The organism is Sediminibacter sp. Hel_I_10 (genome assembly GCF_000688335.1).
Taxonomy (GTDB): domain Bacteria; phylum Bacteroidota; class Bacteroidia; order Flavobacteriales; family Flavobacteriaceae; genus Psychroserpens.
Map to the genome: position 1 here is coordinate 2,409,231 of NZ_JHZX01000001.1, position 11,516 is coordinate 2,420,746.

10 protein-coding genes are annotated in these 11,516 nt (G+C 36.9%); 5 read left to right on the forward strand and 5 right to left on the reverse strand.

The features are described from left to right. Positions 1 to 62 precede the first annotated feature (62 nt). Positions 63 to 1,679, forward strand: coding sequence for a phosphoenolpyruvate carboxykinase (ATP) (pckA, locus tag P176_RS0110750; RefSeq protein WP_026754717.1), 1,617 nt, complete (start codon positions 63 to 65; stop codon positions 1,677 to 1,679). Positions 1,680 to 1,772: 93 nt separating this feature from the next. On the opposite strand, the gene P176_RS0110755 is transcribed toward pckA, so the two are convergent. Together P176_RS0110755 and P176_RS0110760 are read right to left on the reverse strand one after the other, a co-directional pair. Then, on the reverse strand, positions 1,773 to 2,525 hold the full coding sequence (locus P176_RS0110755) for a uroporphyrinogen-III synthase (RefSeq protein ID WP_026754718.1): 753 nt from the start codon (positions 2,523 to 2,525) through the stop codon (positions 1,773 to 1,775). A gap of 16 nt (positions 2,526 to 2,541) precedes the next feature. Then, positions 2,542 to 3,195 (reverse strand): DUF4271 domain-containing protein, encoded by a 654-nt coding sequence (locus P176_RS0110760; RefSeq protein WP_026754719.1) that lies wholly within the window; start codon positions 3,193 to 3,195, stop codon positions 2,542 to 2,544. Between the two features lie 123 nt (positions 3,196 to 3,318). Between P176_RS0110760 and P176_RS0110765 the strand changes: the two genes are divergently transcribed. The 3 genes from P176_RS0110765 to P176_RS0110775 are packed head-to-tail and all read left to right on the forward strand — an operon-like array spanning position 3,319 to position 5,829. Continuing rightward, complete coding sequence (locus tag P176_RS0110765) at positions 3,319 to 4,041, forward strand: polyprenol monophosphomannose synthase (RefSeq protein ID WP_026754720.1); 723 nt, start codon at positions 3,319 to 3,321, stop codon at positions 4,039 to 4,041. 1 nt (position 4,042) lies between these two features. Next, a complete protein-coding gene (locus P176_RS0110770) occupies positions 4,043 to 5,389 on the forward strand; it encodes a dihydroorotase (protein WP_026754721.1) in 1,347 nt (448 codons plus the stop codon). After that, positions 5,386 to 5,829 (forward strand): DUF4296 domain-containing protein, encoded by a 444-nt coding sequence (locus P176_RS0110775; RefSeq protein ID WP_026754722.1) that lies wholly within the window; start codon positions 5,386 to 5,388, stop codon positions 5,827 to 5,829. Before P176_RS0110770 ends, P176_RS0110775 begins: the two co-directional genes overlap by 4 nt. Here P176_RS0110775 and P176_RS0110780 read toward each other — a convergent pair. Continuing rightward, on the reverse strand, positions 5,822 to 6,850 hold the full coding sequence (locus tag P176_RS0110780) for an NAD-dependent epimerase/dehydratase family protein (RefSeq protein WP_026754723.1): 1,029 nt from the start codon (positions 6,848 to 6,850) through the stop codon (positions 5,822 to 5,824). The genes P176_RS0110775 and P176_RS0110780 overlap by 8 nt on opposite strands. A gap of 84 nt (positions 6,851 to 6,934) precedes the next feature. Between P176_RS0110780 and tyrS the strand changes: the two genes are divergently transcribed. Further along, positions 6,935 to 8,230, forward strand: a complete 1,296-nt coding sequence (gene tyrS, locus P176_RS0110785; protein WP_026754724.1) for a tyrosine--tRNA ligase — start codon at positions 6,935 to 6,937, stop codon at positions 8,228 to 8,230. Positions 8,231 to 8,646: 416 nt separating this feature from the next. Here tyrS and P176_RS0110795 read toward each other — a convergent pair whose 3' ends face one another. Together P176_RS0110795 and P176_RS20020 are read right to left on the reverse strand one after the other, a co-directional pair. Further along, entirely contained in the window at positions 8,647 to 9,627 is a 981-nt protein-coding gene (locus P176_RS0110795; RefSeq protein ID WP_026754726.1) for an acyltransferase, read from the reverse strand. Positions 9,628 to 9,700: 73 nt separating this feature from the next. Further along, positions 9,701 to 11,365, reverse strand: a complete 1,665-nt coding sequence (locus P176_RS20020) for a T9SS type A sorting domain-containing protein (RefSeq protein ID WP_026754727.1) — start codon at positions 11,363 to 11,365, stop codon at positions 9,701 to 9,703. Positions 11,366 to 11,516 lie beyond the last annotated feature (151 nt).

Here is an 11,516-nt window from a genome sequence, read left to right on the forward strand (position 1 = left end):
AGAATATGTTATTGGTATCTCAAAGAATGTTTAACTTTGTGGCCTAAACAAAACAGAAAATTATGGTAAACCATACATCCACTACGAAATCGATTTCGTTAGATAAATATGGCATCAAGAATGCCAAAGTAAACTATCAGCTGTCACCAAATGAACTTCAAGACATTACTGTAGAAAAAGATCAAGGGGTCAACACCTCTTCTGGAGCTTTAGCCGTTAATACCGGTGAATTTACCGGGCGGTCTCCTCAAGATCGATTTATAGTAAAAGATGATATCACTAAAGATCGCGTTTGGTGGGGCAATATTAATATTCCTTTTGAATCTGATAAATTTCAAAAACTGTATGATAAGGTCGTAGATTATCTCTCTGAAAAAGAAGTTTTTGTAAGAGATAGTTATGCTTGCGCAGATGATAATTACCGTTTAAACATTAGGGTCATTAATGAGTATCCTTGGAGCAATATGTTTGCTTACAACATGTTCTTAAGACCTACTGAAGACGAGCTTCAAGATTTTGAGCCAGAATGGACCATCGTTAATGCGCCTGGCTTTATGGCCAATCCTGAAGAAGATTGTACAAGACAACATAATTTTGCCATATTGGATTTTACACGTAAAATCGCTTTAATAGGTGGGACGGGGTATACAGGAGAAATTAAAAAAGGCATCTTCTCTGCTTTAAATTTCATCTTACCCGTGTTTAAAGAAACACTTCCAATGCACTGCAGTGCTAATGTTGGAAAAGACGGTGATACTGCTATTTTCTTTGGCTTGTCTGGAACAGGAAAAACCACCTTGTCTACCGATCCGAAAAGAAGTTTAATTGGTGATGATGAGCACGGTTGGACTAAGGAAAACACCATTTTTAATTTTGAAGGTGGTTGTTACGCCAAGGTGATCAATCTTTCTCAAGAACAAGAACCTGAGATTTACGATGCTATTAAAAAAGGAGCCATTTTAGAAAATGTGGTTTTGGATGATCAAGGCGATGTTGACTTCTCAGATACGTCGATTACTCAAAACACAAGGGTAAGTTATCCTATCTTTCATATTGATAATATTAGAAAGCCTTCCATTGGAAAGAATCCAAAAAACATATTTTTTCTTACCGCAGATGCTTTTGGTGTGCTGCCTCCAATTTCAAAATTAACACCAAGTCAAGCGGCGTATCACTTTATCTCTGGCTATACTGCTAAAGTTGCAGGTACCGAGGCCGGAGTTGTAGAGCCTGTACCAAGTTTTTCGGCATGTTTTGGAGCACCATTTATGCCGTTGCATCCAGCAAAATATGCTGAAATGCTCAGTAAGAAAATGAAAGCATCTGGCGTTAATGTTTGGCTTGTAAATACAGGTTGGACAGGTGGTCCTTACGGTGTAGGTACCCGAATGAAATTGAAATATACCAGAGCAATGATTAACGCCGTGTTAGATGGCGAGCTTGGATTGTACACTTATGATGACTATCACATTCACTCCGTTTTTGGAGTCGCGCAACCACGCTCTTGTCCTGGTGTTCCTGCAGAAGTGCTGAGCCCAAGATCAACTTGGAATGACGATGAAGCTTATTATAAAACGGCTTTTAAATTGACCAATGCTTTTAGAGAAAACTTCAAAAAGTTTGAGGCAGATGCAAGTGAGGAAATTCGACGAGGAGGTCCACAACGCTATGCGTTTTAAAAGTGTAATATATATTGCATAAAAAAATGCGACCTAGAAATAGGTCGCATTTTTTATTTTATAAGAAGAAACTGCTCAAAAGCATTTCACAACTTATTTTTTCTTGTTGATCTTTTCGATATACTTTTCTAAAGCCATGGTCATAGATGGCGTTTCAGGAGTTGGCGCAGCAATATCTACCCTTAATCCGTGAGCCTCTACAGCTTTAATGGTTGTATTTCCAAAAACAGCAATTCTCGTTTCGTTTTGCTTAAATTCAGGAAAATTGTGAAATAAAGATTCAATACCTGATGGACTAAAAAACACCAAAATGTCATAATACACATCGGCAAGGTCAGATAAATCACTAATCACAGTCTTGTAAAACACGGCTTGTTTCCATTTAACACCTAGACCGTTTAAGGTTTCAGGTACTTCTGGTTTCAGCTTATCTGTTGTAGGTAAAAGGAAATTCTCATCCTTATACTTTTTGATAAGTGTTGTTAAATCTGCAAACGCACGTTTTCCTACATAAATTTTACGTTTTCTATACACAACGTATTTCTGTAAGTAATAGGCAACTGCCTCAGATTGACAAAAATATTTCAAGGTGTCTGGCACCTTGAAGCGCATTTCATCAGCCACTCTAAAAAAATGATCTACAGAATTTCTACTGGTCAAGATGATTGCAGTATATTGGCTTAAATCTACCTTTTGATGTCTAATGTCTTTAGCGTCCACACCTTCTACATGAATAAAAGGTCTGAAATCTATTTTTACTTTTTGCTTTTCCTGTAAATCGAAATAAGGCGAATTTTCTATTTTAGGTTCTGGTTGGGATACTAAAATTGTTTTCACTCTCGTCATAGCTTAATAAGTGGGTTTAAGCGTTGAAATCTATAATTAACTTAGCTAAAATCAGATAAGGTCCGATTTCAAGTGCGCAAAGATACAAAATAAAATAGAATATGTTGTTTAGAAGTAATTTTTGATGATTCTTAAATGATGAGATAAATCCCATTAAATTTATGATAACTATAAGTGTTATAACGCCATAGATTATAGGCTGTGAAGGGGGGAGAGCGTATATGAGGACACAATTGATTGGTAAGAGCACAATCCCGGTAAAATTCTTGTAAGTTGTCTTTTGAAACAAATAGGTGTCAATCATAGCGTCAATTTCGAACAAACTACCAATAAGACGTTCCAAAAGTACTTTTGCTAGAAATAAGATGCCCACTCCAAAGAGCAGTTTAGAAAATTGATTCTGATCAAAATCTACGGGTTCCATGAGCGATACGTAGCACACATAAAAGAATACAGATACCGAAATGATGAAGTTGGTAAAAAATAAGGCGTCAAAACCGTCAATAAATTTTTGATCCCTGGCGTAGATTTTTAGATATTTTGAGTTGCCAATTACGGTGATAAAGTCGCTAAATCGGTGGGCATACAAAAACTTAGATAAAGCCACAGCGGCCAAACCTAACATTAAGGAGATCGTAAACCAATCATTCGAAATGACTTCTCGTAGCATGCTGTAAAATTATGAAGAAAAATTGAGCCAGAGGGTTGTTAACATTGTTTATGGAATTTACATCAAAAATAAGGCATAAACCTTTACTTTTGCCTGCAAATAGTAGAACTGAAATTGGTTTTAATGAAAGATGCCATCGTCATCATACCAACGTATAACGAGATTGAAAACATTGAGTCTATAATTAGGGCTGTATTCTCTCAAAAAAAGGCGTTTCATGTTTTGGTGGTTGATGATAACTCTCCAGATCAAACGGCAGATAAGGTGAAGTTTCTTCAAAACGAATTTCATGAACAGTTGCATCTTTTAGTTCGCACAAAAAAAACAGGACTCGGCACTGCGTATATCGCTGGATTTAAATGGTCTTTGGAGCATTCTTATCAATACATTTTTGAGATGGATGCCGATTTCTCTCACAATCCCGATGACCTTGTCAAGCTTTATGATGCCTGTGCGGTTGGAGGAGCAGATGTCTCTGTAGGCTCTCGCTATGTTAAAGGCGTTAATGTGGTCAATTGGCCAATGAGCAGAGTTTTACTATCTTATGGAGCCTCAAAGTACGTGCGTTTTATTACACGAATGAAAATATGTGACACAACGGCGGGCTTTGTATGTTATAAAAGAGAAGTTTTAGAGACTATTAATTTAGATGGTATTGAATTTGTGGGCTACGCCTTTCAAATTGAAATGAAATTTAAGGCACATCGCAAAAAGTTTAAGATTATAGAAGTGCCAGTAATTTTTACAGATCGTACGCGGGGGAAATCAAAAATGAGCAGCGGGATTATTTCTGAAGCTATTTTTGGAGTATTAAAACTGAAGTTAAAAAGTTTGTTTTCATCATAACATGGAAGAAAAGACCATACTTATCAAAAATGCCAAAATCGTTAACGAAGGGCATGTCACCGAAGGAGATATTCTTATCCAAGGAGACTATATTAAAGACGTTGCAGATTCTATAAGTGCAAAATCTGCAGATGTTGTAATTATAGACGTTGAAGGAAATTACGTGTTTCCTGGGATCATAGATGATCAGGTTCACTTTAGAGAACCAGGGTTAACCCATAAAGCAGATATTGGCTCAGAGTCTAGAGCGGCTGTTGCTGGCGGCATTACCTCGTTTATAGAAATGCCCAACACCAACCCTCAAACCACCACCATAGAAAAACTTGAGGAAAAGTTTGATATAGCTGCGAAAACATCGCACGCTAATTATTCTTTTATGTTTGGCGGCACCAATGATAATCTAGACGAAATCTTAAAGGTTGATAAAAAATCCGTTGCGGGACTCAAGTTGTTTTTGGGATCTTCAACAGGAAATATGCTGGTAGACGATCATGCGGTTTTAGAAAAGATCTTTAAAAGCACAGACATGGTCATTTCGGTACATTGTGAAGATGAAGCGACCATTAAAAAGAATTTAAAGGAACAATTGGATATATACGGTGAAGACATTCCTATTGAAAAACATCCAATTATCAGAAGTGAAGAAGCATGTTACATTTCGTCATCAAAGGCTATAGAACTCGCTAAAAAGACAGGTGCTAGACTGCACGTATTTCATTTGTCTACGGGTAAAGAAACCCAACTGTTTTCTAATAAACTGCCTTTAAAAGATAAAAAGATTACTTCGGAAGTATGCATTCATCACTTGTGGTTTTCAGATGAAGATTATAAGAAAAAGGGCACGCATATCAAATGGAACCCTGCTGTAAAAACCAAAAAAGACAGAGAACAACTTTGGAAAGCGCTCTTAGATGACCGTATAGATGTGATTGCTACAGATCATGCGCCGCATACCTTAGAAGAGAAAAATGGAAATTACATGAACGCCCCTTCTGGCGGACCATTAGTACAACATGCTTTGGTTGCTATGATGGAGATGTTTCATAAAGGTAAAATTTCCGTAGAAAAAATAGCAGAAAAAATGTGCCATAACCCAGCAATCCTCTTTCAGGTAGAAAAACGAGGATATATTAGGAAGGGCTATTTTGCAGATTTGGTTATTGTAAATGCTCAAAGCCCATGGTCTGTAAATAAACAAAACATTCTTTATAAATGTGGTTGGTCACCTTTTGAAGGCACCACTTTTAAATCTAGAGTTACCCATACTTTTGTTAATGGCACCTTGGTATACAACAATTTTAAAGTTTTAGACGTTAAAGCTGCTAAACGATTAACGTTTGATAGATGAAAGTGATACTATACCTCATGCTGATAGGTTTGTTTTTAGGCTGCGATAATGCTTCGCGTCCCAAAAAACCAGACGATTTGATTTCCGAAGATAAAATGGCCGACATTTTATATGAAGTCTTCATTATAAATGCGGCTAAGGGCACAGCTAAAGGCATTTTAGAAGATAATGGGATATTTCCAGAGCAATATGTCTTTGAAAAATATGATATTGATAGCCTGCAATTTGCTAAAAGCAATGCGTACTACAGTTATGATATTAAGACTTATGACGAGATTATGTCACAAGTAGATACTATCATAAAAATAAATAAAGACAAATATCAAGCGCAAATAGACCTTGAGATGGACCTTAAGAAGCAAAAGAAAGATTCTATTAAGCAACTAAGCGATAGCCTAAGTACGTTTAAAAAATCAAAATTAATCGAAAGTATTAACTAGGTTTATTTTCAGTGTCTTTCAGGTAGATTTTACATACTTTCTCTATGGAATCATCTAAGTCTCTGAAACTATAGTTCAATGCTTTTCTGATTTTAGAATGGTCGTAAAGCGTTTTACCGCTTATAGATTTTGCCATTTGTTTTGAAAGCTTTCGTCGCCTTCCAAAGAGTTTATGGTTGAGCCAATCCAAACGCCAAGCAATTCCCAATAATAGTTTCCCAGCTTTTTTTTGAGCCGGTGCTATATGTAGCGCTTTTGCGGCTTGCTCTTGAAATGATTTAAAACTGCGATTTTCAGAAATTACTATAAAACGTTCGTTTTTAATAGTGCTCTCCATCAATAGTTGCATGACCTTTACAGTGTCCCAAACGTCAACGTAGGCAGAACTGCCTGTTGGGTAGTGTTTAAGGCCTTTGTGTATGTTTTTTATCAAGCTACTGCTTCCTCCACCATTCCAAAAGCCAGGGCCTAAGATAATTCCGGGATTTACAATAACGGCATTTATACCTTCTTGTGTGCCCCGCCAAACCTCTAGTTCTGCTCCGTATTTTGTAATGGCATATACACTATTGTCTTTTTCGGGATTCCAATCTGTTTTTTCGGTAATAAAGGCATTGGCATCCATTGCTTGACCAATAGCAGCAATAGAGCTGACGTAGCATAGTTTCTTAATCTCATGAGAGATGCTAAGGTTCACAATATTGGCGGTACCCTTAATGTTAATTTTACGCAGTTGATTGTATTTGTCTGGTTCAAAACTCACAAATGCCGCACAATGGTACACCTGTGTCACACCCTTAAAAGCCTGCTCTAAAGCTGGGATATCGTTAATGTCTGCGGCTACCCAATCGATACTGTCAAAAAGACGCTCAGCATCATCAGAATAGTATGCAAATACAGTTTTGACGCGAGCCAACGTTTTTTCTCGTCGGTAAATGGCTCTTACTTTGGTTTTTTCACTTACCAACTGGAATAATAAATGTGAGCCTACTAATCCTGTACCACCTGTAACTAAAATCATAAGATAAATGTACGTTTTTTATACGATAGTCTTTTTTGGTTACCGTCATAAATATATCTTTGCCCTAGTTTTAAATCATAAGAGATGATAACGAATTTTGTAGAAGAGTTACAATGGAGAGGGATGATACATGATGTCATGCCAGGAACGGAGGAGCATTTAATGGAGAGCATGCAATCTGCCTATGTGGGTATAGACCCAACAGCAGACTCCTTGCACATCGGTCATTTGGTAAGCATCATGATGTTGCGCCATTTTCAATTGGCTGGCCATAAGCCTTATGCGCTCGTTGGAGGTGCTACGGGAATGATTGGCGATCCCTCTGGCAAATCTGCGGAACGTAATCTGCTTGATGAAAAAACGTTGCGCCATAACCAGAATGCTATTAAGGAGCAGTTATCTCGCTTTTTGGATTTTTCCAAAGGCGATGCGAATACCGCTGTTCTTGTCAATAATTATGATTGGATGAAAGAATTTTCATTCTTGGAGTTTATTAGAGACGTGGGTAAACATATTACCGTAAATTATATGATGGCAAAGGATTCTGTTAAAAAGCGTCTGTCATCTGAAGCTCAAGAGGGCATGTCTTTTACAGAATTTACATATCAGCTCGTGCAAGGTTATGACTTTTTGCATTTGTACAAGGCACATAACTGTACGCTTCAAATGGGCGGTAGTGATCAATGGGGAAACATCACCACGGGGACCGAAATGATTAGGAGAATAGGAAATGGAAAAGGCTACGCACTCACTTGTCCTTTAATCACTAAGGCCGACGGAACTAAGTTTGGCAAAACAGAAGGTGGTAATATCTGGTTGGATGCCGAAAGAACTTCGCCTTATAAATTCTACCAATATTGGTTAAACACCTCTGATGAAGATGCAGAAAAGTATATCAAGATCTTTACCTTTATTTCAAAAGAGGACATTACCGAAATTGTAAAAGCACATCAAGAAGCACCACATCAAAGAGGCTTGCAAAAACGCTTAGCTGAAGAAATCACGACCATGGTACACTCAAAATCTGATTTTGAGAATGCTGAAAAAGCCTCTAATATTTTGTTTAGTAAAAGCTTTAAAACAGATATCAAGAGCCTCGATGAGAAGACGTTTCTAGATGTGTTTGAGGGCGTGCCATTGGTTGAGATCACAACATCGGAGCTTAGAGACCTAGACATGATTGGTGCTTTGGCCGATAAGACTAATTTCTTAAAATCAAATAGTGAGGCAAGACGCGCTCTAAAGGAGAATGCTGTTTCTGTAAATAAGGAAAAAGTAGCCGAAGACTATCAGTTTACAGCAGATGATCTTATAGGTGGTAAATATATCATTTTGAATAAAGGAAAGAAAAACACCTATATCATTAAAGTGAATTCGTAAACCTGTCTTTTCATTATTCTTAATGCCTAAATAAAGCAAAAAAACGCCCCGCTCATTGAGCGGGGCGTTCAACATTAACCAATCAACTATTAGTGAAGCTAATCCTTCTTTTTCATAGAACTCTAAAACTATTTATTCTAAAATCATAGCTTCCCTCGTTAAGTCGATTGTTTGTTGCAAACCTTTCAGGATTACTATTATTATAGCATTTTTTTAACATTCTCGCAGCGACAACGTTTTTAATACCAATTTCAAAGATTTTGGGATTTCTAGTTGTTTTTAAGACCAAAGGCATGGCCTTAGATGTAAAATGCCACTGTCATTCTTTCGCTCCAAGATCAACCATGGAACCTGACACCCTAAGTATTGACGATGTCTTTTCTTAGTTGTAAAACTTTGTTTGAGATAGAAACGCCTTAGAGCACCATGAGGTTGCAGCCTCTAATATCACTATTATCAAACCTACCTATAATCTCAAAGCTGTGATCTTCATTCACACGGCCAAGATCTTGTGTGGCTATAAAAGCGCAGGAGTTGAGGTTGGCAAGGTCAATAACATTAAGTCCGCCGGTTTTATTTAAAGGTTGAAGAGAGAGTGCGTCTTCGGGATCTCGAGTAAGTATCCGCATCCAGTTTGGACATTCAAAAACACCATTTCCTTTGGAATAGGCCTGACTTAAAAGTTCGGTCATTCCATATTCGCTATGGATGTTATCAACTCCAAAGCCCCGTTTTAAAATGTGGTGCAACTCTTCTCTAATGAGTTCTTTTCGTCTGCCTTTCATCCCTCCAGTTTCCATCACAATTGTATTTTTAAGCTGAAATTGATGAAGCTCTACTAAATCTAAAAGCGAGAAGGATACACCAATAAGCACTGTTTTTTTTCCTTCGGAATCTAAAGCGATCAAGCGTTCTTTCAATTCTGAAAGGTTGTCCAGATAAAATCCGCTCTCTTTATGATTGGAAGCGGTAATCATATCGTTGACCATATAGATTAATGAAGAGCCTTCCCGTTCTAAATAATTTGGCAATAGGGCAAGGATGACATAGTCGTTAATATTTCCGTAGAAATGTTTGAAACCTTGTCTAAAACTGGTTTCGTATAGTCCTAAATCTGTCACCAAGTGTTTGCTTGTAGTGCTACCTGTAGTGCCACTACTGGTAAAGGTATCTTGAAGATCTGCTTTAGAACTTAATACCCTATGACTCTTGAAAAATTGAATGGGTAAAAATGGGATGTCTGCTATGGTTTTGACATCACTGGGATGTTTATAGAGCAAGTCGCAAAAGGACCGATACACGGGATTGTTTTCAAACTGAAATTTGAAAACCGCTAAGGCCACCTTTTGAAAATCGTTTTCTGAGGTAATTGAAAAAATAGAGTCTGTTGCAATCATTATTGCAAAATTAACTAAAAACAAAAAAGCGCTGTCTATTGACAGCGCTTTTCAATATTAAAAAAAGAAGGATTTATTTAACCACTAGTTTTTTAGTAGTTATGGCATCATTCTGTGAGATTTTCAAGATGTAAACACCGGTCTGCAATGCAGATACATTTAAACGATTAGCGTTTAATGTTTTTGTGATTACGTTTTTGCCAAGAATATCAAAAACAGATACAGTAATGGCATCATTAGAGCTGCTTGTAATGTTTACAAAACCGTTAGATACTGGGTTTGGATATATTTCAAAGTTAGCTGCGTTGAGGTCGTTGATTGCTAAAGTGGCACCTTCTACATCAGACGCATATCTTGGTAAAATTTGATATTCTCCATTAAACTCTCCACCTAAACCAATTACTGAGGACGCTGTAGTTGGGATACTAGCTCCAACTAAATCTTCATCTCCAAACGTTACTCTTGCAATGGTTGTAGGGTCTCCAGGAAGACCTGTAGCAGAAAGATTATAGTTGGTGTTATCTTCAAACTGACCAGTAACATCAAAAATAACGTTATCGATTTTGATTAGCTCACTTTCATAAGTTTCTCCGTTTGCTAAAAAGTCTGCTAAAGAAATAACTTCTGGAGTAATTGTAGTTCCTGTAGAAGATGCAGAAGCCACGTTTGCTACAGGAGTGAATTGTAGAATGCCGTTAAATTCATTTAACTGACCTTGTAGTCCAGAAATACCGTCTCCAATATTAAAGGTGGTAGATAAAACTCCAGACTGGTCATCAATCAAGATCCCAGCTGTAGCATCTTGGATGTATTTTTGATTTCTGCCATTATCAGTCACGATATAAGTAATAATTGCTTCACCAGATAATTCATAAACTTCTCCTATAGTGCCAGCTCTTAAATCTGAAACTGTAGCTACTTGATTAACTGTAGCTATTGTAAATGAAACGGAAGTGGTAGCTGCTGGATCTAAAGCATTACCATTATCATCAACTAATTCTAAGTTTACTGTGTGAGCTCCTTCTGAAAGATCACTTAAACTGATGTTATCAAGGTCAAATTTATCAATAGTTGTGCCTCCATCAACGGAATATTCAATGTAGCCATCGCCATTTCCTTCAGCAGCAACCGCAAAATTTTGAACACTTAATTCAATGTCAACAGCTGTAGTAGTTAAGGTTGCGCCATCTACTGGAGATACGACACTAATTGCTGGAGATGATGAAGTTTCAATAATTTGAAAATTATCTACATAAAATAAAGAACCAGATACCCAATTGGCAGAAATATCATAGAAGCGCATACCGTAATCAAAATCTTCATCACTAGAAGCGGTATATTCAAATGATATGGTTTGCCATTGATTTAATAATGTTTCGTCTGAATATACACTAAGATTAAAATCATTACCATTAAATATTCTAGCTCTAGCCTCATTATTTGTTGCATATACATCTAAGCTCATCGTGTAAGTGCTACCGCCAGTAAGAGATACAGTTTGTCTAATATCAGTGTTTCCTTGAGATTGGGTCAAAACATTTACTGAAGCAGAGCTGCTGCCTTCAGTAATAAAATTTGTATTGGTGTTTTCTGTTAAATCATCAGTGCTAAAGTCAATAGTAGTATAGCCATCTGGTACGCCATCTGTCCAGTTTTCAAAGCCACCATTTGACACTAAATTTTGTCCGTAGCTCATCGATGCCACTAGTAAAAAAGTTAAAAAGTAAAGTTTTTTCATAATTGTGTGATTAAGTAAATAATTAATGAGGTCACAAATATAATTAGAAATTTAAGCTATTAGCGGGAGTTTACAATATGATAACACGACAGTTTAATCGTTTTGTTTTTAGAGTGTTAGATGTTGATAGTTTTCTTTTGTAAATTGTAGT